This is a genomic window from Klebsiella sp. 141251 (genome assembly GCF_050600725.1).
GTDB lineage: Bacteria > Pseudomonadota > Gammaproteobacteria > Enterobacterales > Enterobacteriaceae > Klebsiella > Klebsiella aerogenes.
In genome coordinates, this window is the sequence record NZ_JAQIRG010000008.1 from 23710 (window position 1) to 46477 (window position 22768).

Here is a 22768-nt window from a genome sequence, read left to right on the forward strand (position 1 = left end):
CAGCAGACAGGAGAGACGAAATGACTAATCCAAGCAATCAGAACCGTTCGACGTCCGATTACCAACATTCAGATGCGGCTCACCATATTCACGCCTTCCTGGATCAAAAAGCGCTGAACGCCGAAGGGGCGCGCGTGATGGTACGCGGCGAAGGACTATACCTGTGGGACAACGACGGCAATAAATACCTCGACGGGATGTCCGGCCTGTGGTGTACCCAATTGGGCTACAGTCGCCAGGATCTGGCGGACGCCGCCGCGGCGCAGTTTGCCAAACTGCCCTATTACAACATGTTCTTCCACACGACCCACCCGGCGGTTATCGAGCTTTCCGAGCTGCTGTTTAGCCTGCTGCCGCCGCACTACAGCCACGCTATCTACACCAACTCCGGTTCGGAATCGAATGAAGTGCTGATTCGCACCGTTCGCCGCTACTGGCAGATCCTCGGTAAGCCGGAGAAAAAGGTGATGATTGGCCGCTGGAACGGCTATCACGGCTCTACCCTGGCGGCAAGCGGGCTCGGCGGCATGAAGTTCATGCATGAAATGGGCGGCGTGATCCCGGACGTGGCCCATATCGATGAACCCTACTGGTTTATGCACGGCGGCAACCTGACGCCGCAGGAGTTCGGCCTGCGCTGCGCCCGCCAGCTGGAAGAGAAGATCCTGGAACTGGGCGCGGAAAACGTCGCCGGCTTTATCGCCGAACCGTTCCAGGGGGCGGGCGGCATGATCTTCCCGCCGGAAAGCTACTGGCCGGAGATCCAGCGTATCTGCCGGCAATATGACGTGCTGCTGTGCGCCGATGAGGTGATTGGCGGCTTTGGCCGTACCGGCGAGTGGTTTGCGCATCAGTACTTCGGCTTTGAACCGGATACGCTGTCGATTGCCAAGGGGCTAACCTCCGGTTACGTACCGATGGGCGGGCTGATACTGAGCAAGCGCATGGCCGACGTGCTGGTAGAAAAAGGCGGCGTTTTCCCACACGGCCTGACCTATTCCGGCCACCCGGTGGCGGCCGCGGTGGCGATCGCCAACCTGAAAGCCTTACGCGATGAAAACCACGTTACCCGAGTTCGTACCGATAGCGGCCCCTATCTGCAAAAAACGCTGCGCGAAGTGTTTGAAAACCATCCGCTTATTGGCGAGGTGCAGGGCGCCGGGCTGGTGGCCGCCCTGCAGTTTTCCGAAGATAAAGCCACTCGCAAACGCTTTGCCAACGAGAACGAACTGGCCTGGCGCTGTCGCACCATCGGCTTTGAAGAAGGCGTGATCATCCGCTCAACGCTGGGGCGCATGATCATGGCGCCGGCGCTGATTGCCGGACATAGCGAACTCGATGAACTGGTTGAAAAAACCAAGCGTGCCGTTGACCGTACCGCTAAAGAGATTGGCCTGCTATAAGTCAATTACTTACTGCTTTTGATTATCTTTTAGCGGAGGCCTTCGGCCTCCGTTTTTACCTGCATTCCACTTAGCAGGGTTCCGGGTATCAGCAGACCGTCATGAGATGCGCTTTTAGAGCGTCGGCAAAAAAATGTTGATCTGATACGAACAAGCTTTTATTTTGCTGCTAGTTTTCAAACTGAGATGAAACTGATGCCTACTATTATCGCCAGTAGTATGAAAGAAGCTAAAGAATTAGTTAACGCCAGAAAGTACCGGGAAATAGTACTGAATTTCGATGTTGACGCTGATGATTTTTTCACCCTTGCAACAGCGCAGCATGACACCAAAATCACCTTTGCAAACAAAAATAGCCACTCACCGGTTACATTAGAAAAATAATAAAACCCCTGAGGAAATCTTTATGTTGTTGTTTATTGGCACTATTGCTGTCGCTTTTCTCTCTTCCCTGATGCTCATCTGGCTTGACGATCGCATCGCCGAGCAAGAGTAAACCCTCCCCCGATTTAAAGCGCTCCGCACCGGTCATCGGTGCGGAGACAAAAGATTACAGCGATTTAGCCAAACGTTCGACGGCGGTCAGCAGACCGGCTTCAGAAACCGTCGAGTAGGAAAGACGCAGCGTGCGGGTATCCGGATTATCGTTGTAGAACGCTTCACCAGGTACGTAAACCACGCCGTTTTCCAGCGTTTTCTCAAGCCACGCCATGGTATCGAACGGATAGCGGAAACGGGCCCACAGGAACATTCCCCCTTCCGGGCGGCTAAACTCAAGATGCTCGCCAAGACGACTTTCCAGCGCATCAGCCAGCGCCACGCACTTCTTGCGGTAGTCTTCGCGGATCAGAGCGATCTGATCGTTCAGGCGATTCATTTCCAGATACTCAGCGGTGATAACCTGAGAGAGCATATTAGTATGCAGATCCGCCGCCTGCTTAACGATCACCGCCTGGTGCGCCAGCCATTCCGGCATCACGATCCAGCCGATACGCATTCCCGGCGCAAGGATCTTGGAGAACGTGGAGGTGTACACCACCCGTTCTTCACAGCCTTGTTCGATCGCATGTTGATACAGCGGACGACGCACTTTATCGGTGAAGCTGATTTCGCCGTAGGGATCGTCTTCGATGATCACAAAATCATGTTGCTTCGCTAGCGCCACCAGCCGCTGGCGTCGATCGTCGCTGAGGGTTTTACCGCCAGGGTTGCCAAATGTCGGCACCAGATAGACCGCTTTAACCTTAGTGGTTTCCAGCAGATCGGCCAGTTGTTCAACCAGCATGCCGTTATCGTCGGTATCGACGCTCAGGATATTCGCCTGCGCCAGCTGGAATACCTGCAGCGCGGCAAGGTAGGTCGGACGTTCAACGACGACCGCATCGCCCGGATCGAGCAGCGTGCGGGCGACGATATCCAGCGATTGCTGCGAACCGGAGGTGATATACACCTGGCTTGCCGAGCAGGCCACGCCGCGCGACTGGCAGATTTCGCTCACCGCCTGGCGCAGCGGCGGATATCCTTCGGTAAGGCCGTACTGGAACGCATCATTAAAACGTTCACTCATCACCTTTTGCACCGCGAGGTTGAGACCTTCGGTATCAAACAGTTCCGGAGCCGGAATACCGCCGCCAAGCGAAATGACGCCAGGCAGTTTACTGTGTTTGAGAAGTTCGCGGACGGCGGAGGGCTTAAGTTCACCCGCGCGGGCGGCGAGGCGCCGATCGTGCATATGCTTTTCCTTTTCTGTCTTGTTGTTGTGTTAGTTGTTCGTTGTAGCTTTGCAGGTGCCGGGCAGCGATGCTAGCCGCTGCCCGGTTTGCGGCCGTTACTCGTCGTCTTTCAGCACGACTAATGGCTCAATATCGCTCTCTTTTTTCACCACCAGCGAATCATCGCCGCGCAGGCAGGTACCGCCATAGTTACCGCCCACCGTGAAGGTGCACACCTGAATGTACTTGCCGTCAACCTTCGGCAGACACCACAGCTGCTGGTAAATATTTTTGCGATCGACAAATTGCCCGCTGGTCTGATCCAATACCTCATCGTGCGGGCTTATCAGATCGATGTTATTACCGCAGCGCCCGGAGATCGGTTTGACCGCATAACCGGTTTTCGCCAGCTCGTCATTGACCACAAAATCGGTATCCAGCAGATAGCGATGATGTGGGAACAGCGACCACAGCACCGGCAGAATCGCCTTGTTGCCGGGGATAACCGTCCACAACGGTTCGAATACCAATACTTCAGGGCGCAGCAGGACGTCAATCAGGCGCACCTCATTTTGCGGATGACCGGTACGAATCGGCACTGCCGCATACTCATCGGCGCTGACTTCACGCACCTGCTCGATGGCGGTTTCCCATGCCCAGGTCTTCCACACGCAGTTAACCAAGCGGCCATCGCCGTCGATAAGCTGCCCGGCAGCATCCCAGCGTAGCTCATCAAGACCAAAGAGAATTTTGCTCTCAAAGCCCGCCTCGGTTAGCGAACGCTGAATAAACTGGGCATGGTAGTTCTCTTCAAGATCCTTATCCTGCATGATGTGCACGAACGGCCGCGCGCGGCTGTGCTTCCACGCCCCCGCCAGCTCCTCAAGCAGATTTTCCGCCGGATTATGGCCGGTACCGCGATAGCCCTGTTTCAGCCACTGTTCGAGGATCAATCCGCCTTCCGTATGGCAAGAGGCAGAGTCGGCGTTGTATTCGTACACCTTCAGCCCGCGCTCATCCATGCAGAAATCCATGCGCCCGGTAATCATATGATGACGGCGGCGCTGCCACGAGAGGCGCAGACGAGGCCAGAGAATTTTCGGAATATCGAACAGCGCCAGCAGGTTGTCATCCTTCATCACCTTATCAGTGGCGTGCAGATACATCAGATGCAGTTCATTGGTCGCTTTAATCAGTTCCTGTTCGGCGCTCTCGCTGATGGTGAAGTACTGGTAGGGATCCTGATTGATGAAATGACCGTTGGCTTCAACATAGGCCTTTTGCAGCGCGTCTTTCTCATTGAGCCAGTTACCGCGGAACTGGCCTTTATTCGGCAGCCGCGCGCCGCTGATTTTCATCTCCTCGCCCGGCAGCACCGGCTGCGGCAGGCTATGCTCGGTATCGGCGGTCTGGATCATCCAGCCTAAAATTTCGGTATCGGCAAAGGTATCTTTGATGGTGTAGACGCCGTCTTTCACTTCCAGCGTCAGCTCGCGGGTCCACTGCTGGCCCTGCGGCAGCGGCGCGTGGATGACGTTCTGCTCGGCGATACGGACCTTATTCCCTACCAGTTGCGTAATCACCGCCACGTGTCCGGTATGTTTAAACTCGCCGCCTTTCTGCCAGATTAGCAGCGAACCGGCGATCGGCGGACGGCGCGAGCCGTTGGCGAAGGCCTGCAGGGGAAGAATGTTGTCATTGACCACTTCGCGCAGAAAGCGCAGCGAGAAGATTTCATAAGCCATACCGACGTCGGTAAAGACAAAGCCGTAGGTGAGGAATAAAAAGCGCCGCGCGAACTCCACGCACTGCCATTTATGCCCCATATACTCGTTGCCGATATAGCTGCGGAAAGCGGCGTCATCCGGATAATCTTGTGGGTTTAAACTACTGTAATTCGAAGAATAAATTGCCACGCCGCCCGGCGCGTAGCCCAAAAGCGTGCCGAAAGGGGCGTCAATACTGGTCGATCCTTTACTCATTTAGCCTGACCTCAAATTAATGCAGCCCGGGCAGTTGGCGGAACAAAACTCCCTCTTCTTATCCTGCCGCAGGCACTTACCAGACAGAGGTGAAATGATGATACCACTCATTCGATTCGCTAAACGTGCCCTTATAGAAAATAACCCGGCGTCCATTGGCAAAAGTGATATTGTTAGCCAACACATAACAAAAAAACATCACTACATCAGGAGTCGACAATGAGCGCACCTTCGCATCTCAATGCCCAGCCGCTGGTCTGGGGACATGGCCCACGGACTTTTGAAGTATTCCTCGAACCAACCTGTCCGTTTTCCGTTCGCGCCTTCAACAAACTCGATGAATTGCTGGATGAAGTCGGCGCCGAGAACGTCACGATTAAGATTCGCCTGCAGTCCCAGCCGTGGCATCTGTTTTCCGGGGTAATCGTGCGCTGCGTGCTGGCCGCCTCCACCCTGCCGCACGGCAGAGAGCAGGCGCACAAAGTCCTGCAGGCGGTCGCCGATCATCGTGAAGAGTTTGAATTCACCGACCACTGCAGCGGGCCGAATATGAATACCACTCCGCAGCAAATTATCGAGCGCCTTGAGCGCTATAGCCACGTGTCGCTGGCGGCGGCATTTGCCCGCCCTGAGCTGCAAAACGAAATCAAATGGCACAGTAAATACGCCCGCCAGAACGGCATCCATGTGTCGCCGACGTTTATGGTCAACGGCCTGGTGCAGCCCGATCTCGGCAGCGGCGATGACGTCAGCGTGTGGGCCGCGCGGATTATGGCCTGAGATTAGCTGCTAGACTTTTTTGTACACCTTACTAAAGAGGCAGGTCAGTATGTCCGACAATCAATACCAACCACCGAAAGTATGGGAATGGAAACAGAATAACGGCGGCGCGTTCGCCAATATCAACCGTCCGGTTTCCGGCGCGACGCATGAAAAAGTGCTGCCCGTTGGCAATCACCCGCTACAGCTCTATTCGCTGGGCACGCCGAACGGGCAGAAAGTGACTATCATGCTGGAAGAGCTGCTGGCGCTGGGCGTGGCTGGCGCTGAGTATGACGCCTGGCTGATTCGTATCGGCGAAGGCGATCAGTTTTCCAGCGGCTTTGTCGAAGTGAACCCAAACTCGAAGATCCCGGCGCTGAGCGACCACTCCACCACTCCGCCGACCCGGGTATTTGAATCCGGCAGCATCCTGCTCTATCTGGCGGAAAAATTTGGTTTCTTCCTGCCGAAAGACCCGGCCGGGCGCACCGAAACGCTAAACTGGCTGTTCTGGCTACAGGGCGCAGCGCCGTTCCTCGGCGGCGGCTTTGGCCACTTCTATAACTATGCGCCGGTGAAAATTGAGTACGCCATCGACCGCTTTACCATGGAAGCGAAACGTCAGCTCGACGTGCTGGATAAGCAGCTGGCGCGCGGCCGCTTTGTGGCGGGGGAAGAGTACACCATCGCCGATATGGCGATCTGGCCGTGGTACGGCAACGTGGTGCTGGGCAACGTCTATAACGCCGCGGAATTCCTCGATGCCGGCAGTTACGTTAACGTGCTGCGCTGGGCGCAGGATGTGGGCAATCGCCCGGCGGTGAAGCGCGGGCGGATAGTTAACCGCACCAATGGCCCGCTCGACGAGCAGTTGCACGAGCGCCATGACGCCCGCGATTTCGACACGCAGACCGAAGACAAGCGCCAGGCGTGATGCCCTTACCCGGCGGCGCGGAGCTGCCGGGTAAGTTGTCACATCAGTGTTTTACCTTGGTCAGGCGATCGAGATAGCCCATCACAAAGGCTGACAGCACAAATGTGAGATGGATAATGACATACCACATCAGCTTGTTATCCGGCACGTTCTTCGCATCCATAAACACCCGCAGCAGGTGAATGGAAGAGATAGCCACAATCGACGCCGCCACCTTGTTTTTCAGCGATGTCGCATCCATTTTGCCAAGCCAGTTGAGCTTCTCTTTGCCTTCGTTAATATCCAGCGTCGAGACGAAGTTTTCATAACCAGAAAACATCACCATCACCAGCAGCCCGCCCACCAGCGTCATATCGACCAGCGAAAGCAGCGTCAGAATGAGATCCGACTCGCCGACGCTGAAGATATGCGGCAGGATGTGGAATATCTCCTGAAAAAATTTTATCGATAGCGCGATAAGCCCCAGCGAGAGGCCGAAATAAACCGGCGCCAGCAGCCAGCGCGAAGCATAAATAGCGTTTTCCAGAAAGCGTTCCATAAGGTCCTGTCAGTTTGTAAAAATGGCGGCCATTATATCGCAGCTGGTCCATATCAAAACGGTGTGCAGGCGGCGGGGAAATAAAAAAGGCCAACGCAGTGTTGGCCTTTCGGGAGATATCCTGGGGGAAATTACTTCGCTTTGACGGTCTCTTCGCCCACCAGACCAATTTTCAGGTAACCGGCCTGATGCAGCGTATCCATCACTTTCATCATCGTCTCGTAGTCGACGGTTTTGTCGGCGCGGAAGAACACGGTGGTGTCTTTCTTACCCTGAGTCAGCGCGTCCAGCGAGGCAATCACGCTCTCTTCGGTCACCGGATCGTTGCCGAGGAACATCGATTTGTCGGCTTTCACCGACAGGTAAATCGGTTTTTCCGGACGCGGCTGCGGCTGACTGGATGAGGCAGGCAGATTGACTTTGACGTCCACGGTGGCCAGCGGCGCCGCCACCATGAAGATAATCAACAGCACCAACATGACGTCGATAAACGGCGTCACGTTAATGTCGTGCATTTCGCCGTTATCATCGAGGTTTTCGTTAAAATGCATCGCCATAGCGGATCAACCTACCCGTAATTTCTGCGCCGGACGCAGCGGCTGAGAACCACTGGCGTTCAGGTCAAGGTCACGGCTTTGCAGCAGCATAATCTGCGCGGCCACATCGCCGAGAGAGGCTTTGTAGCTGGCAATCATGCGGGCGAAAACGTTGTAGATAACCACCGCCGGGATCGCGGCAAACAGACCAATCGCCGTTGCCAGCAGCGCTTCAGCGATACCCGGCGCGACAACCGCGAGGTTAGTGGTCTGCGTTTGCGCGATACCGATAAAGCTGTTCATGATGCCCCAGACGGTACCGAACAGGCCGACGAACGGAGAGATGGCGCCGATAGTCGCCAGATAACCGTTGCCGCGGCCCATATAGCGGCCAACCTGCGCCACGCGGCGCTCAAGGCGGAAACCGGTACGTTCTTTAATGCCTTCGTTGTCATCCACGCCTGCCGACAGTTCCAGCTCATTATTGGCTTCGTTAATCAGCTGAGTGGTCAGGCTTTTAGCATGGAATCCATTCGCGATAGTGTTAGCCTGATCGAGAGAACGCGCTTCGCTGAGCTGCTGCTGCTCACGCTTGAGGCGACGCTTGCTGGACAACATTTCGGCGCCCTTGCCGAAGAAGATAGCCCAGGTGACTACCGAAGCCAGAATCAAGCCAATCATCACAACCTTAACGACAATATCGGCGTGATGATACATACCCCAAACGGAGAGATCCGCCTGCATCAAATTATTACCCACACTGTTTCTCCAGGACGTCAATCACAAAAACTGAGCATAATAATATCAAAACGACATCGAATTGATAGTGGTTCTCATTAGTATTTACACTGTGCAGCAAATCACGTTTATTTTCTTTGCGCTTACGCAGTAAAAAAGCGGCTGACGCCGGTTTCGGGAAAATTTTTGCCTGTATCGTTTCCGGCCCGGTACACAAACCGGTATTCATGGTAGTTTAGACGTCCAGACGTATAAAAACAGGTTTCTATAACATGGCTGATAAACATCTTGATACCGCGCTGGTCAACGCCGGGCGCCGCAAAAAATATACTCAGGGTTCGGTGAATAGCGTTATCCAACGCGCCTCATCGCTGGTGTTTGATACCGTCGAGGCTAAAAAACACGCCACCCGTAACCGCGCCAAAGGCGAGCTGTTTTATGGCCGCCGCGGCACGCTGACCCACTTTTCGCTGCAGGAAGCCATGTGCGAACTGGAAGGCGGCGCTGGCTGCGCCCTCTTCCCCTGCGGCGCGGCCGCGGTCGCCAACACGATTCTGGCCTTCGTCGAACAGGGCGACCACGTGTTAATGACCAATACCGCCTATGAACCCAGCCAGGACTTCTGCACGAAGATCCTTGCGAAGCTCGGGGTGACGACCGGCTGGTTCGATCCGCTCATCGGCGCGGATATCGCCAACCTGATTCAACCCAATACTAAAGTCGTGTTTCTTGAATCCCCCGGTTCGATCACCATGGAAGTGCATGATGTGCCGGCCATCGTCGCCGCCGTGCGCCGCGTCGCGCCGGAAGCCATTATCATGATCGATAATACGTGGGCGGCAGGGGTACTGTTTAAAGCGCTCGATTTTGGTATCGATATCTCTATTCAGGCGGCAACGAAATATTTAATTGGCCACTCCGACGGGATGATCGGCACCGCGGTGGCCAACGCCCGCTGCTGGGAGCAATTATGTGAAAATGCCTATCTGATGGGCCAGATGGTCGATGCCGACACCGCCTACATGACCAGCCGCGGCTTGCGTACGCTTGGCGTCCGCCTGCGTCAGCATCATGAAAGCAGTCTACGCGTCGCCGAATGGCTGGCGCAGCACCCGCAGGTGGCGCGAGTCAATCATCCGGCGCTGCCGGGCAGCAAGGGCCACGAGTTCTGGAAGCGCGACTTCAGTGGCAGCAGTGGTCTGTTCTCTTTCGTCCTTAATAAACGTCTGACCGACGCCGAACTGTCAGCCTATCTGGACAACTTCAGCCTGTTCAGCATGGCCTACTCATGGGGCGGGTTCGAATCACTGATCCTCGCCAACCAGCCGGAACATATCGCGGCCATCCGCCCCGGGGCGGAAGTGGATTTCAGCGGCACTCTTATTCGACTGCACATAGGTTTAGAAAATGTTGACGATCTGCTGGCGGATTTAGCGGCAGGTTTCGCGCGTATCGTGTAAAGTGACAGGAAGTGGCAACAAAAGCGGACGCTTTCAGAAAAGCGGCCGCTTTTGTTGCGCCCGGGATCAAGGTGCTCGGGCCGCTTCAGGAGTACACTAGTCGAAAAACGGTACCACTTAGGAAAGTCCATGGTTGTCATTCAAGAGATTGTCGCCGCGCTGTGGCAACATGATTTTGCCGCATTGGCAAACCCTCACGTTGTGGGTTTTGTATATCTGGTCATGTTCGCGACCCTGTTTCTGGAAAACGGGCTGCTGCCGGCTTCATTTTTACCGGGCGATAGCCTGTTGCTGCTCGCTGGCGCGTTAATCGCCAAAGGCGTCATGGATTTTGTCCCCACTCTCGCCATTCTGACCGCCGCCGCCAGCCTCGGCTGCTGGCTGAGCTATTTACAGGGGCGCTGGCTGGGTAATACCACTGTGGTTAAAGGCTGGCTGTCGCATTTGCCGCACAAATATCATCAGCGCGCCACCAACATGTTTGATAAACACGGCCTGCTGGCGCTGCTGGCCGGACGCTTTCTGGCGTTTGTCCGCACCCTGCTGCCAACCATGGCGGGTATTTCCGGCCTGCCGAATCGTCGTTTCCAGTTCTTTAACTGGCTCAGCGGTCTGCTGTGGGTTGGCGTCGTCACCGGTCTCGGCTATGCGCTGAGCATGATCCCATTCGTGAAAAACCACGAAGACCAGGTCATGACCTGCCTGATGATTTTACCGATCGCCCTGCTGGTAACCGGCCTCGTTGGTACGGTTATCGTCGTTATCAAGAAGAAATACTGCAGCGCCTGATTCACCCGCGCCGGATGGTCTCAAAATCCCCGGTAGCGCTGGCGCTTACCGGGGCTACAGGCGCCGCATCCTTATCAAATCCCCTGCATCGTGCGAATACGCGCGGCATCTTCACCCGGTGTAATGCCAAAATAGCGTTTAAACTCACGGCTAAACTGCGAGGCGCTTTCATAGCCGACGCGCATCGCCGCCGCGCTGGCTTTCATGCCGTCATGAATCATCAGCATTCTGGCCTTATGCAGGCGATAGGTCTTCAAATACTGCAGCGGCGAGGTGCTGGTAACCGATTTAAAGTTATGGTGAAACGCCGAGACGCTCATATTCGCTTCCGCCGCCAGCTGGTCGACGCTGAGGTTTTCGGTGTACTGGCTTTCAATGCGCTTCAGGACGCGGCTAATCAGGCTAAAGTGCGTCTGCCGGCTCACCAGCGCCAGCAGCGCCCCGCCGCAGGGGCCAATCAGGACGTGATAAAGGATCTCGCGGATAATCTGTTTGCCGAGAATGCGCGCGTCCAGCGGTCGCTCCATCACGTCTAACAGGCGTTCCGCCGCACAGAGGATCTCTTCTGATAGCACCGCCGAGTTGATCCCGCTGGAAGCGACCGACGGCTGAAAAAGCTCATCTTCGCCGATATCCATCAGCAGCTCCTGCAACTGCAAAATATCGACATTCAACCGCATTCCCGCCAGCGGCACTTCCGGAGTCGCGAAGGTTTCACATTCGAACGGTAGCGGGACGGTTAACAGTAAGTATTCGTTTGTGTCATAACGGAAGGTTCGTTCATTGATATAGCCAATTTTATGGCCGGAAAAGAGAAAAACGATCCCCGGCTGGTACATCACCGGCGTACGGGTGCCCGGCTGTGTCCCGTACAGCAGACGGATATCCGGCAGCAGATCACTTAGCATTTCTTGCTTATCTTTCAGTTTGTTAACCTTGTCTGTTAATAGCTGGCATATCTCGGCACGGTTCATTTTCGCTGCTTCTCCGACGATTTTTCTACGTCCTTATTGTGCGTAGTTTCCTTCCTTTTCTCCAGCCAAATGGAGAAATGGGCAAGACAATGGCAGGAATGTGCATTGAGAGGAAACGGGCGCAGGAACACAATAGCCGCCATCGGGCAGAGAGTCGTCCTTTCTGCCGGGAGTTTCATCTTTATGAGGGCACCAGCCATGAATAACTTCAATTTACATACCCCAACCCGCATTCTGTTCGGCAAAGGCGCCATCGCCGACCTGCGCGAACAAATCCCAGCCGGCGCTCGCGTGCTGGTGACTTACGGCGGCGGTAGCGTGAAGAAAACCGGCGTACTGGATCAGGTACTGAGCGCGCTGGCTGGCTTTGACGTGCTGGAATTCGGCGGGATTGAGCCAAACCCGTCTTACGAAACGCTGATGAACGCGGTAAAACTCGCCCGCGAAGAGAAAGTGACCTTCCTGCTGGCGGTTGGCGGCGGTTCGGTGCTTGATGGCACCAAGTTTATCGCCGCGGCCGCGCACTATGACGCGAATATCGATCCGTGGGAAATTCTGGAAACCTACGGCAGCAAGATTACTCGCGCCATTCCGATGGGCTCGGTATTGACCCTGCCGGCGACCGGTTCCGAATCAAACAAAGGCGCGGTTATCTCGCGTAAAACCACCGGCGATAAACGCGCGTTTATGTCCGAACACGTTCAGCCGGTCTTCGCAATCCTCGATCCGGTTTACACCTACACCCTGCCGCCGCGCCAGGTCGCTAACGGCGTCGTTGACGCTTTCGTCCATACCGTTGAGCAGTACGTGACCTATCCGGTAAACGGCAAAATTCAGGACCGTTTCGCCGAAGGCATTCTGCTGACGCTGGTGGAAGATGGCCCGAAAGCGCTGCAGGAGCCGGAGAACTACGACGTGCGCGCCAACATTATGTGGGCGGCGACGCAGGCATTGAACGGTCTCATCGGCGCAGGCGTCCCTCAGGACTGGGCGACCCACATGCTCGGCCATGAACTGACGGCGATGCACGGCCTGGATCACGCTCAGACGCTGGCTATCGTGCTGCCGGCGCTGTGGAATGAGAAACGCGATACCAAGCGCGCTAAGCTGCTGCAGTACGCCGAGCGCGTGTGGAATATTACCGAAGGTTCCGAAGAACAACGTATCGATGCCGCTATCGCCGCAACCCGTCGTTTCTTCGAGCAGATGGGCGTGCCGACTCGCCTTTCCGATTACGGTCTTGACGGTAGCTCCATCCCGGCGCTGCTGGCGAAACTGGAAGAACACGGCATGACTAAGCTTGGCGAAAATCAGGATATCACTCTGGACGTCAGCCGCCGTATTTACGAGGCTGCCCGCTAAGTTATTCCCGCCTGATTCACCTCTCCTTACGTTAAACAAACGTCCGGGAGAGGTGTTTTTACTACCGTTTTTAGCTATTTCGTCCAGACTTAATGCTACCCCTCGGCGGATTTTTCACGCTGAGTTCATTAACAGGAGGAAGGCATGACACATCCAACCGTTATTAAACTACACGACGGCAACCTGATGCCGCAGCTGGGTCTCGGCGTGTGGAAAGCAGGCAACGAGGAAGTCGTCTCCGCCATTCATAAGGCGCTGGAAGTCGGTTATCGTTCTTTTGACACCGCCGCCGCGTACCAAAATGAGGCTGGCGTCGGCAACGCGTTAAGCAGCGCGGGCGTCAATCGCGATGAGCTCTTCATCACCACCAAACTGTGGAATGACGATCAAAAACGGCCGCATGAAGCGCTAAAAGAGAGCCTCAGCAAGCTGAAACTGGACTATGTGGATCTCTATTTAATCCACTGGCCGGTGCCAGCGATAGGCCATTACGTCGAAGCCTGGCAGGCGCTGATCGAACTGCAGCAGCAGGGGCTGGCAAAAAGCATCGGGGTGTGTAATTTCCAGGTGCCGCATCTGCAAAAGCTGATCGATGAAACCGGCGTCGCTCCGGTGATCAACCAGATTGAGCTGCACCCGTTAATGCAGCAGCGCCAGTTGCACGCCTGGAACGCCACGCACAAAATCCAGACCGAATCCTGGAGCCCATTAGCGCAGGGCGGTAAGGGGGTTTTCGATCAAAAGATTATTCACCATCTGGCGGATAAATATGGCAAAACGCCGGCGCAAATCGTCATTCGCTGGCATCTCGACAGCGGACTGGTGGTGATCCCGAAATCCGTCACGCCATCGCGTATTGCGGAAAACTTTGACGTCTGGGACTTCCGTCTCGACAAAGACGAACTCAGTGAAATCGCTAAGCTGGACCAGGGGAAACGTCTCGGCCCCGACCCGGATCAGTTCGGCGGGTAATCCCCTTCACTTTTGCCTTTAGCGCCGCGCGGCGCTAAAGGCTTTCGCAAATTAAATGGATATCCTCAGGCTCCAGCGCAAATAGCTCCGGGTCGGGCTCATCAATTAAACGACAGCCCTGGGAAAGATAAAAATCAACGGTACTTTTGTTAGGGATGGACGAAATATACAGGCCGGATGCGTCAAGGGCAGGAAGTTGTTGCAGCGCATAATCAAACAGACGCCGTCCCCATCCCTGGCCGCGCTGCGCCGCGCCCACATAAAAGAATAGCAGTTGGCGTAGATCGCCATTTTTACCCCGTGGCAAGGTATCAATCGCCGCCGCGGCAATGATTTTATCCTGCTCGAAAAAGGCGAAAAAAATACCGCCGCGATCGTAGCAGGCCTCGTGAATAGGCGTATAAATCTGGCGATCGTGAGGATCCCAACCTCGCACATCATAATATTGCGGGTACGCCTGAAGCCGGCCATTATCGAGCTTATAAAGGGTGTCGATAATTTCACTGCGATCTATCTCCCACAACATTTCCAGCTGCTGTCGCGACAGGATTACCGGCGTCATTATCGTTCTCTCTCCTTATATGACAGGTTTTCCCCCGGCGATCGCAACCGCCGGGGAAGCGTCTTAGCGGGACGCTGTCTTCGGCTTAATACGCTTTTTCGCCCCCGGAGCGGCCGGCGTCTGGCGCTGATGCGCAACCGGCGTATGCTTCGTCAGCGCCGGGCGGGTATGACGGTTCTGGCGACGCGCTTCACGCATCTCGTCCAGCGTCGGCGCCGGTACCAGGCAGTCACGGCGTGAACCAATCAGATGCTTTTTACCCATCGCCTCCAGCGCCTGACGGATCAGCGGCCAGTTTGCCGGATCGTGATAGCGCAGCAGCGCTTTATGCAGACGGCGCTGTTTATCGCCCTTCGGCACCACCACGTCCTCGCTCTTATAGCCGATTTTACCCAGCGGGTTCTTGCCGGTGTAATACATGGTGGTTGAGTTCGCCAGCGGCGACGGATAGAAGTTCTGTACCTGGTCAAGACGGAAGCGATGACGCTTCAGCCACAGCGCCAGATTCACCATATCTTCATCGCGCGTCCCGGGGTGGGCGGAAATAAAGTACGGGATAAGGTACTGTTCTTTACCCGCCTGCTTCGAATAGGTATCAAACAGCTCTTTAAAGCGGTCGTAGCTGCCCATGCCCGGCTTCATCATCTTCGACAGCGGCCCCTCTTCGGTATGCTCCGGAGCGATCTTCAGGTAGCCGCCGACGTGGTGGGTCGCCAGTTCTTTGATATAGCGCGGATCCTCTACGGCGATGTCGTAACGCACACCCGATGCGATAAGGATTTTCTTGATGCCTTTCAGGTCGCGGGCGCGACGGTACAGATTGATCGTCGGCTCATGGTTGGTGTCCATGTGCGGGCAGATATCCGGATAGACGCACGAGAGACGACGGCAGGTCTGCTCGGCGCGCGGCGATTTACAGCGCAGCATATACATATTGGCGGTTGGGCCGCCAAGATCGGAAATAATGCCGGTAAAGCCGGGAACCGTGTCGCGAATCGCTTCGATTTCATTAATGATCGAATCCTCAGAGCGGCTCTGGATGATGCGCCCTTCGTGTTCGGTGATCGAGCAGAAAGAACAGCCCCCGAAACAACCGCGCATGATGTTGATAGAGAAGCGAATCATCTCGTAGGCCGGGATACGCGCATCGCCATAAGAAGGATGCGGCACACGCTTGTACGGCAGCGCAAAGACGCTGTCCATCTCTTCAGTCGACAGCGGGATCGCCGGCGGGTTAACCCAGATATAACGCTCGCCGTGCTTTTGCATCAGCGCGCGAGCGCAGCCTGGGTTGGTTTCATGGTGCAGAATGCGCGACGCGTGAGCGTACAGCACTTTGTCGCCTTTGACCTTCTCAAAGGATGGCAGTAATACGTAGGTTTTTTCCCACGGTTTTGGCCGCGGCGGCTGCACGACAACGGCTTTGGCCTCGGCTTTTTTCGGCGCCACCGGTTTGTTGTCTGCGCACGGCAGGTCTTCACCGTACGGATGCGGAATCGGGTCGATTTTGCCCGGCGTATCCAGACGCGTGGAGTCAACGCCGCTCCAGCCCGGCAGCGCCTCTTTTACCATGATCGCGGTATTACGCACATCGCGAATATCGCCGATGGCCTCGCCCATCGCCAGACGATGCGCCACTTCAACCAGCGGGCGCTCGCCGTTGCCGAACATCAGCATATCGGCTTTCGAATCCACCAGCACCGAGCGGCGCACGGTATCGGACCAATAATCGTAGTGCGCGGTACGGCGCAGGCTGGCCTCAATACCGCCGAGGATCACCGGCACGTCTTTCCATGCCTCTTTACAGCGCTGGGTATAAACCAGCGTCGCGCGGTCCGGGCGCTTACCCGCGACGTTGCCGGCGGTATAGGCGTCGTCATGGCGCAGCTTACGGTCGGCGGTATAGCGGTTGATCATTGAGTCCATATTGCCCGCGGTCACGCCGAAGAACAGATTCGGCTTACCCAGGCGCATGAAGTCTTCTTTGCTGTTCCAGTCCGGCTGGGAGATGATCCCTACGCGGAAGCCCTGCGCTTCCAGCATACGGCCGCAGATAGCCATGCCGAAGCTTGGATGGTCGACGTAGGCGTCGCCGGTCACCAGAATAATGTCGCAGCTATCCCAGCCAAGTTGATCCATCTCTTCACGCGACATTGGTAAAAATGGCGCAGGGCCAAAACAGGCAGCCCAGTATTGCGGCCAGGAAAATAGGTCACGATCCGGCTGGATCAGGGATATTGCGCTCATATTGCTTCCGGGGAAAATGATAAAAAAATAACCAAAAGGGCGTGGATTATAAGCCGGAATGATAGTGGAAATGAAGGAGGATTTTCTCAAACCCTGACCGTGTTGCGGCCAGGGTTGCGGATATTATGGCGCCGGATTCACCAGAATCTGGCCAATCGAGCCGCGGTCGGCGAGTTCCAGCGTCTGGCTCAGGTACTGGAACGGGAAGTGCGGCCAGGAAGGCTGATTGTAATACACCAGCAGTTCTACCTGCCCGTCGATCCATACGGTATCTTTCCAGCCTCGGTCTTCCGGGAACGGCATCGTTCCATTAACGTTACGGATCTGGAACATCACGCCTTCAATATGGAACGACTGCGGGCGGTCGGCGCGAACGGTCCAGCGCTCCCACGTTCCCTGCTGGGCGGTGATATCAATACGCTGCGGATCCCACAGTTGGCCATTGATGCCGGGGTCGTCGCCGAGCGTAATATCGCGGCTGCGCAGCGGCGTGCCGGAGAGCAGCTCGGTCGGCAGCAGCCGCACCGGCAGGCTATCGGTAACCAGCGGCAGCAGGCCGGTCGGACGCAGCGTCAGCACCAGCGTGGAGATCAAAATGCTCGACGGCTCGAAGAAACCGCGGATACGGTCGACGATGCTCGCCGCTTCGCCGCAGGTAATCGACACTTCATCGCCGTTGGTCATATCCACCAGAATTTCTCGCCGCTCGCCGGGGGCCAGCGACAATTGCTTAAGTGAGACCGGCGCCGGCAGGAAGCCCTGATCGCCTGAGATAACGTGCAGCAGACGACCATCGCTCATCTGCAGCTGATAGCGGCGCGAGTTAGACGCGTTCAGCAAACGCAGTCGTACCCAGCCGCGAGAGACTTCGACATACGGCCCCTGCGCGCCGTTGACCAACAGGGTATCGCCAACGAAGCCACCGCTGCCCGGTTCGCTATATTCCGGGGTGCCGAAGTTATCCAGCCGCTTATCCTGAATAATCACCGGGAAGTCATCAACGCCGTAGTGGTTTGGGATCGGCAGGTTTTTGCTGACCTCGTCTTCCACCAGCCACATTCCCGCCAGACCGTTGTAAACCTGTTTCGCCATCCGGTTCGGGGTATTCGCCTGATACCACAGCGTGGCCGCGCCCTGGCGGATCGGCAGCACCGGCGCCCAATCCGCATTCGGCGACATCATGCGCGCCGCGCCGCCAATCAGCGGCCCCGGCACCTGCAGGCCGCGAATCGTCATGGCGACGTTTTCGGTCAGGCGGTTACTGTAGATAAGTTTGACGTCATCGCCATTCCAGACGCGAATGGTCGGCCCGAGGTAGCGGCCATTGATGCCCCATACCGGCGCGCGCGTGCCCTGGGTGAATGACCAGTGGGAACGTTGCAGGGTCAGAAACAGCGGCTGACCGCGACGGGATTCCAGCAGAGGCGGTATGGGGAGCGCCGGCTGCTGGCCGGCGGCATGAGCCTTCAGCGGCGCGGCGCCCGCGCACAGCGCTACACCTGAAGCCTTAATAAACTGACGCCGACTGAGTGACATATTAACTCCATGAAATACTGACAATGCAAAAAGGGAATTCGTTTCCCGCCAGCAATACGCTCGCGTTCGCGGCGTTTCCTGTATTATTTCTTTCCAGCCGCTTCGCGCTCGGCCACTTCTTTATCCAGCTCGGCGATTTTAGCGGACATCAGCTCGCGGCAGTGTGTCGCCAGCGCGCGCACGTTATCTTTACCAAACTGGCTGGTATCGACCGGCGGCAGCATCTCGACAATCACCAGACCGTTGTTCCAGCGATTGAGTTTAATTTTGTTCGATGTATTCGACACGCATACTGGAATAATCGGCACGCCAGCGGCGATAGCCGCGTGGAACGCGCCGGTTTTAAAGGGCAGCAGACCACGGCCGCGGCTGCGGGTTCCTTCCGGGAACATCCAGAACGAAATTTTACGCTTTTTAAACGCATTCACCACTTCAGCAATAGTGCCGTGCGCTTTGGTTCGGTTATTGCGATCAATCAGCAGGTTGCCTGTCAGCCAGTAAAGCTGGCCAAAGAACGGGATCCACAACAGGCTTTTTTTACCCACGGTAACCGTCGGCGGCTGCACGATGTTCGACGCTGTCACCATATCATAGTTGTTCTGGTGGTTAGCGATGTAGATCGCATTGCCGTAGCTTTCCGCGTCCGCAGGCTTACGCAGCTCGACTTTCAGGCCGAATACCGGGGACAGACGGCCAAACAGATGACCAAACGTCGCGACGTGCTTAGGGTTGCGCGGGCTGAACAAGCAGTAAAGACTGCCAAATATGCACACCACGATGCAATAAATGACAACAAAAATTAGTCGAAAAATAAATAACATAGCTTCCTCTGAAACCCAAACCGCTTAGCGTTATCCCTGTAGAATAACAGGTTCAGGACACCGCAGCCCTCTCAACGCGGGGCGGAAAATCTCCGCCCCTGGAGGACATGTTAATCGCAATGCCTGAATAAACAACGATTTTGCGGCAAATTTTCGCATCCTCCAGCCAGGTGAAGGATGCGGGTCTTACTCTTCGCTGTCGCCAGCCGAGGCGCGGCGCGGGGAGTCGATCTCCACGCGGTCGATTTTTTGCAGGCCGCGCATCAGCGAACCGCGACGACCGCGCTCGCCGGTGACTTTTTGCAGCTCTTCCGGACGCAGTTTGATCTTACGCTTGCCGACGTGGATAGTCAGCGTGCTCTGCGGCGGCAGGACAAACAGATGCGCCAGACCATCCTGGCCGGAGGCAGCTTCCGCAGATGGAATGTTGATAATCTTGTTGCCTTTGCCTTTCGACAGCTGCGGCAGGTCGCTCACCGGGAACATCAGCATGCGCCCGGCGTTGGTGATCGCCAACAGCATATCGGCATCGTCTTCAATGACCAGCGGCGGCATGACATGCGCGTTCTCCGGCAGCGTAATCAGCGCTTTACCGGCGCGGTTGCGCGCCACCAGGTCGTTGAAGGTACAGACGAAACCGTAGCCGGCATCGGAAGCCATCAGCAGCTTCTGATCGTCTGCCTCCATCAGCATATGTTCTACGCTCGCGCCCGGCGGCAGCGTCACTTTACCGGTGACCGGTTCGCCCTGGCCGCGGGCGGAAGGCAGCGTAATCGGGTCAATGGCATAGCTGCGCCCGGTGGTATCAATGAATACCACCGGCTGGTTGCTCTTGCCTTTCACCGACGCTTTCCAGCCATCGCCGGCTTTGTAGCTCAGCCCCTGCGCATCGATATCGTGACCTTTGGCGCTACGCACCCAGCCCATCTGCGACAGAACGATAGTGACCGGCTCGGACGGCAGCATATCGTGCTCGCTCATCGCCTTCGCTTCTTCGCGCTCGCGCAGCGGCGAACGGCGATCGTCGCCGAAGGTATCGGCATCGGCCTGCAGCTCTTTCTTCAGCAGGTTATTCATCTTGCGCTCAGACGCCAGAATCGCCTGCAGCTGATCGCGCTCTTTTTCCAGCTCGCTCTGCTCGCCGCGGATCTTCATCTCTTCCAGCCTGGCGAGATGACGCAGTTTTAATTCCAGAATCGCTTCCGCCTGGGTTTCGCTGATGCCGAAGCGGGCAATCAGCGCCGGCTTTGGTTCATCTTCGTGGCGGATTATCTCAATCACTTCATCAATGTTGAGGAACGCGACCAGCAAACCTTCGAGGATGTGCAGGCGCTTGAGGACTTTTTCCAGACGGTAGTTCAGGCGGTTACGCACGGTATCACGACGGAAGGTCAACCACTCCGTCAGGATTTCAAGCAGGTTTTTCACCGCCGGACGGTTGTCCAGGCCGATCATGTTGAGGTTGATGCGGTAGCTCTTTTCCAGATCGGTGGTGGCGAACAGGTGGTTCATCACCTGCTCCATATCCACTCGGTTGGAACGCGGCACGATCACCAGACGGGTCGGGTTTTCATGATCCGACTCATCACGCAGGTCATCAACCATCGGCAGCTTTTTGTTACGCATCTGCGCGGCGATCTGCTCCAGCACGCGCGCGCCGGACACCTGATGCGGCAGCGCGCTAATCACCACCGCGCCGTCTTCTTTCGCCCACACGGCGCGCATGCGCACCGAACCACGGCCGTTCTGGTAGATTTTGCGAATTTCCGCGCGCGGGGTAATGATTTCCGCTTCGGTCGGGTAGTCCGGCCCCTGCACGATATCCAGTAGCTCATCGAGGGTGGTTTTCGGTTTTTCCAGCAGCGTAATCGCCGCCTGCGCCACTTCACGCAGGTTGTGCGGCGGGATATCGGTGGCCATACCAACGGCGATGCCGGTGGTGCCGTTCAGCAGAATGTTCGGCAGACGCGCAGGCAGCATTTTCGGCTCCTGCAGCGTACCGTCAAAGTTCGGTACCCAATCGACGGTGCCCTGGCCGAGCTCGCTGAGCAGCAGCTCGGCGTATTTCGACAGACGGGATTCGGTGTAACGCATCGCCGCGAAGGATTTCGGATCGTCCGGCGCCCCCCAGTTCCCCTGCCCGTCCACCAGCGGATAGCGGTAAGAGAAAGGTTGCGCCATCAGCACCATCGCTTCATAGCAGGCGCTGTCGCCGTGCGGGTGATATTTACCCAGTACGTCGCCGACGGTGCGGGCGGATTTTTTGAACTTGGCGCTGGCGTTCAGGCCCAGCTCGGACATTGCATAGACAATGCGGCGCTGAACCGGCTTTAAGCCATCGCCAATAAACGGCAATGCCCTGTCCATGATGACGTACATGGAGTAGTTCAGGTAGGCATTTTCCGTGAATTCATGTAGCGCGAGGCGCTCTGCCATATCGCTCATTAATCGTGGATCCTCAATCTGGGACGCGGCCATTGCGGCGGCAAAACTACCTGCGATAATACCCGATCTCACGCCCTGAGTCACAGGAAGTGAGATCGGTTAAAGAGGATGAGGATATCAATCAGGCTAACGGTAAATAAATATCGGTGCGGAGTTCATGCTCGCCAACTTCATGCACAAAATTGAGGTAGCGGAAGTACACCGGAAAATCCCTTAGCGTCTCCCCGGAGGCGGGCAGCCAGTCGCGATAGAGAAACCAGACGCTTTGCGCCAGCGTGTCCAGCGAACCGTGATGGCGGGCCACTGCGCAACGGCCTGCCGGGATCTCGCCGTTAATCACGCCAAACGCGTTTTCGCTAATCGGTCGCTCAACGGTGCCGCAGATATCAAAACGAAAAGCGTCGCCTGGCGTTGTTTGCGGATCGTCCCAGGCAATGCCCCAGGTTTCGCTGGTGGCGACTGGCGACAGCCCGCTCGTTTTGCGCCATGCGATAAAACGCGCGGCGGTGGCGTTGACCAGGTCCGGGCTCCCGCGATGTTGCAATACGGCGATCCTTGTGGCTGGAAATTGAATAATGTTGACGTCCATCGAAGTTTGCTCCTGAAGCGTATGTTTCGGTACGCGCCGATGCCACTCGCCCCAATCCGGTCGCTGACGGAACTGAGTCGGGCTTTGATCAAACGCGGTACGGAAGGCGCGACTGAACGACTCCGAATTTTGAAATCCGGCATCAAGGGCAATATCGATGATTTTATCCTGCGGGTTGAAAGCCAGGCGCCAACAGGCGCGCCGCAGGCGTAACCACTGAATATACCGGTACAGCGGAACGCCGGTATACGCGCTAAATTGCCGGTGAAAATGGTAAGGCGAGCTATACGCAATCGCGCTCAGCGCCTCCAGCGTTAGCGGCTCATCAAGATGGTTCTCAATGTACAAACAGACTCGCTGAAAACGCCCGACGTACGCCGGGCTGGCCTTAATATCGTTCATCGTC

General features: G+C 56.3%; 20 protein-coding genes and 1 pseudogene. 8 read left to right on the top strand and 13 right to left on the bottom strand.

Going from position 1 to position 22768, the window contains the following annotated elements; genetic code table 11:
- Positions 1-20: 20 nt before the first annotated feature.
- Together PGR09_RS17905 and PGR09_RS17910 are read left to right on the top strand one after the other, a co-directional pair.
- Positions 21-1403 carry an aspartate aminotransferase family protein gene (locus PGR09_RS17905; protein ID WP_430916376.1) on the top strand — a complete coding sequence of 461 codons (1383 nt, stop codon included), beginning with the start codon at positions 21-23 and terminating at the stop codon, positions 1401-1403.
- 195 nt (positions 1404-1598) lie between these two features.
- Entirely contained in the window at positions 1599-1787 is a 189-nt protein-coding gene (locus PGR09_RS17910) for a hypothetical protein (protein WP_045392131.1), read from the top strand.
- 166 nt (positions 1788-1953) lie between these two features.
- On the opposite strand, the gene PGR09_RS17915 is transcribed toward PGR09_RS17910, so the two are convergent.
- The 3 genes from PGR09_RS17915 to PGR09_RS17925 all read right to left on the bottom strand — a co-directional run bounded on the left by PGR09_RS17915 (position 1954) and on the right by PGR09_RS17925 (position 5296).
- On the bottom strand, positions 1954-3135 hold the full coding sequence (locus PGR09_RS17915) for a PLP-dependent aminotransferase family protein (protein ID WP_015703496.1): 1182 nt from the start codon (positions 3133-3135) through the stop codon (positions 1954-1956).
- Between the two features lie 96 nt (positions 3136-3231).
- A complete protein-coding gene (gene gss / locus PGR09_RS17920; protein ID WP_032712528.1) occupies positions 3232-5097 on the bottom strand; it encodes a bifunctional glutathionylspermidine amidase/synthase in 1866 nt (621 codons plus the stop codon).
- 76 nt (positions 5098-5173) lie between these two features.
- A complete protein-coding gene (locus tag PGR09_RS17925) occupies positions 5174-5296 on the bottom strand; it encodes a hypothetical protein (RefSeq protein ID WP_306463112.1) in 123 nt (40 codons plus the stop codon).
- Positions 5297-5316: 20 nt separating this feature from the next.
- Between PGR09_RS17925 and PGR09_RS17930 the strand changes: the two genes are divergently transcribed.
- Both PGR09_RS17930 and yghU read left to right on the top strand, forming a co-directional pair.
- A complete protein-coding gene (locus tag PGR09_RS17930) occupies positions 5317-5877 on the top strand; it encodes a DsbA family protein (RefSeq protein WP_015703498.1) in 561 nt (186 codons plus the stop codon).
- Between the two features lie 49 nt (positions 5878-5926).
- Positions 5927-6793 (top strand): glutathione-dependent disulfide-bond oxidoreductase, encoded by an 867-nt coding sequence (yghU, locus tag PGR09_RS17935; protein WP_047043015.1) that lies wholly within the window; start codon positions 5927-5929, stop codon positions 6791-6793.
- Positions 6794-6836: 43 nt separating this feature from the next.
- On the opposite strand, the gene PGR09_RS17940 is transcribed toward yghU, so the two are convergent.
- The 3 genes from PGR09_RS17940 to exbB all read right to left on the bottom strand — a co-directional run bounded on the left by PGR09_RS17940 (position 6837) and on the right by exbB (position 8626).
- Entirely contained in the window at positions 6837-7331 is a 495-nt protein-coding gene (locus tag PGR09_RS17940; RefSeq protein ID WP_032712529.1) for a TIGR00645 family protein, read from the bottom strand.
- 131 nt (positions 7332-7462) lie between these two features.
- The gene (gene exbD, locus PGR09_RS17945; protein ID WP_015369671.1) at positions 7463-7888 is read right to left on the bottom strand and encodes a TonB system transport protein ExbD; all 426 of its coding nucleotides are present in this window, start codon (positions 7886-7888) and stop codon (positions 7463-7465) included.
- A 6-nt stretch (positions 7889-7894) separates the two neighbouring features.
- Positions 7895-8626: a tol-pal system-associated acyl-CoA thioesterase gene (gene exbB, locus PGR09_RS17950; RefSeq protein ID WP_015369670.1), complete on the bottom strand. Its 732-nt coding sequence runs from the start codon at positions 8624-8626 to the stop codon at positions 7895-7897.
- A 251-nt stretch (positions 8627-8877) separates the two neighbouring features.
- Here exbB and metC point away from each other — a divergent pair, with 251 nt between their 5' ends.
- Positions 8878-10065 (top strand): cystathionine beta-lyase, encoded by a 1188-nt coding sequence (metC, locus tag PGR09_RS17955; RefSeq protein WP_047043019.1) that lies wholly within the window; start codon positions 8878-8880, stop codon positions 10063-10065.
- A 129-nt stretch (positions 10066-10194) separates the two neighbouring features.
- A complete protein-coding gene (gene yghB / locus PGR09_RS17960) occupies positions 10195-10854 on the top strand; it encodes a DedA family general envelope maintenance protein YghB (RefSeq protein WP_047043022.1) in 660 nt (219 codons plus the stop codon).
- 74 nt (positions 10855-10928) lie between these two features.
- Here yghB and PGR09_RS17965 read toward each other — a convergent pair whose 3' ends face one another.
- Positions 10929-11828, bottom strand: a complete 900-nt coding sequence (locus PGR09_RS17965) for an AraC family transcriptional regulator (protein WP_045392143.1) — start codon at positions 11826-11828, stop codon at positions 10929-10931.
- Between the two features lie 198 nt (positions 11829-12026).
- Between PGR09_RS17965 and yqhD the strand changes: the two genes are divergently transcribed.
- A complete protein-coding gene (gene yqhD / locus PGR09_RS17970) occupies positions 12027-13190 on the top strand; it encodes an alcohol dehydrogenase (protein WP_047043028.1) in 1164 nt (387 codons plus the stop codon).
- A gap of 144 nt (positions 13191-13334) precedes the next feature.
- Entirely contained in the window at positions 13335-14162 is an 828-nt protein-coding gene (dkgA, locus tag PGR09_RS17975; protein ID WP_015369664.1) for a 2,5-didehydrogluconate reductase DkgA, read from the top strand.
- Between the two features lie 34 nt (positions 14163-14196).
- Here dkgA and PGR09_RS17980 read toward each other — a convergent pair whose 3' ends face one another.
- The 6 genes and pseudogenes from PGR09_RS17980 to PGR09_RS18005 all read right to left on the bottom strand — a co-directional run bounded on the left by PGR09_RS17980 (position 14197) and on the right by PGR09_RS18005 (position 22764).
- On the bottom strand, positions 14197-14724 hold the full coding sequence (locus PGR09_RS17980) for a GNAT family N-acetyltransferase (RefSeq protein ID WP_047043031.1): 528 nt from the start codon (positions 14722-14724) through the stop codon (positions 14197-14199).
- Positions 14724-17061: pseudogene (locus PGR09_RS17985) on the bottom strand (YgiQ family radical SAM protein). The gene PGR09_RS17980 and the pseudogene PGR09_RS17985 overlap by 1 nt, the downstream one beginning before the upstream one ends.
- A gap of 33 nt (positions 17062-17094) precedes the next feature.
- Positions 17095-18507, bottom strand: coding sequence for a cell division protein FtsP (gene ftsP, locus PGR09_RS17990; protein WP_045392156.1), 1413 nt, complete (start codon positions 18505-18507; stop codon positions 17095-17097).
- Between the two features lie 83 nt (positions 18508-18590).
- Complete coding sequence (plsC, locus tag PGR09_RS17995) at positions 18591-19328, bottom strand: 1-acylglycerol-3-phosphate O-acyltransferase (RefSeq protein ID WP_045377717.1); 738 nt, start codon at positions 19326-19328, stop codon at positions 18591-18593.
- A gap of 186 nt (positions 19329-19514) precedes the next feature.
- The gene (gene parC / locus PGR09_RS18000; protein WP_045392162.1) at positions 19515-21773 is read right to left on the bottom strand and encodes a DNA topoisomerase IV subunit A; all 2259 of its coding nucleotides are present in this window, start codon (positions 21771-21773) and stop codon (positions 19515-19517) included.
- Between the two features lie 121 nt (positions 21774-21894).
- Positions 21895-22764 carry an AraC family transcriptional regulator gene (locus tag PGR09_RS18005; RefSeq protein ID WP_430916377.1) on the bottom strand — a complete coding sequence of 290 codons (870 nt, stop codon included), beginning with the start codon at positions 22762-22764 and terminating at the stop codon, positions 21895-21897.
- Between the last annotated feature and the right edge of the window lie 4 nt (positions 22765-22768).

Bases quoted from the DNA above. Each gene is read 5' to 3' on its own strand.
- PGR09_RS17925 (WP_306463112.1), bottom strand. From the start codon at position 5,296: ATGTTTTTTTGTTATGTGTTGGCTAACAATATCACTTTTGCCAATGGA.
- ftsP (WP_045392156.1), bottom strand. From the start codon at position 18,507: ATGTCACTCAGTCGGCGTCAGTTTATTAAGGCTTCAGGTGTAGCGCTG.
- PGR09_RS17910 (WP_045392131.1), top strand. From the start codon at position 1,599: ATGCCTACTATTATCGCCAGTAGTATGAAAGAAGCTAAAGAATTAGTT.
- yghU (WP_047043015.1), top strand. From the start codon at position 5,927: ATGTCCGACAATCAATACCAACCACCGAAAGTATGGGAATGGAAACAG.
- PGR09_RS17930 (WP_015703498.1), top strand. From the start codon at position 5,317: ATGAGCGCACCTTCGCATCTCAATGCCCAGCCGCTGGTCTGGGGACAT.
- PGR09_RS17965 (WP_045392143.1), bottom strand. From the start codon at position 11,828: ATGAACCGTGCCGAGATATGCCAGCTATTAACAGACAAGGTTAACAAA.
- yqhD (WP_047043028.1), top strand. From the start codon at position 12,027: ATGAATAACTTCAATTTACATACCCCAACCCGCATTCTGTTCGGCAAA.
- PGR09_RS17915 (WP_015703496.1), bottom strand. From the start codon at position 3,135: ATGCACGATCGGCGCCTCGCCGCCCGCGCGGGTGAACTTAAGCCCTCC.
- dkgA (WP_015369664.1), top strand. From the start codon at position 13,335: ATGACACATCCAACCGTTATTAAACTACACGACGGCAACCTGATGCCG.
- gss (WP_032712528.1), bottom strand. From the start codon at position 5,097: ATGAGTAAAGGATCGACCAGTATTGACGCCCCTTTCGGCACGCTTTTG.
- PGR09_RS17940 (WP_032712529.1), bottom strand. From the start codon at position 7,331: ATGGAACGCTTTCTGGAAAACGCTATTTATGCTTCGCGCTGGCTGCTG.
- yghB (WP_047043022.1), top strand. From the start codon at position 10,195: ATGGTTGTCATTCAAGAGATTGTCGCCGCGCTGTGGCAACATGATTTT.
- PGR09_RS17980 (WP_047043031.1), bottom strand. From the start codon at position 14,724: ATGACGCCGGTAATCCTGTCGCGACAGCAGCTGGAAATGTTGTGGGAG.
- metC (WP_047043019.1), top strand. From the start codon at position 8,878: ATGGCTGATAAACATCTTGATACCGCGCTGGTCAACGCCGGGCGCCGC.
- exbD (WP_015369671.1), bottom strand. From the start codon at position 7,888: ATGGCGATGCATTTTAACGAAAACCTCGATGATAACGGCGAAATGCAC.
- PGR09_RS17905 (WP_430916376.1), top strand. From the start codon at position 21: ATGACTAATCCAAGCAATCAGAACCGTTCGACGTCCGATTACCAACAT.
- parC (WP_045392162.1), bottom strand. From the start codon at position 21,773: ATGAGCGATATGGCAGAGCGCCTCGCGCTACATGAATTCACGGAAAAT.
- plsC (WP_045377717.1), bottom strand. From the start codon at position 19,328: ATGTTATTTATTTTTCGACTAATTTTTGTTGTCATTTATTGCATCGTG.
- PGR09_RS18005 (WP_430916377.1), bottom strand. From the start codon at position 22,764: ATGAACGATATTAAGGCCAGCCCGGCGTACGTCGGGCGTTTTCAGCGA.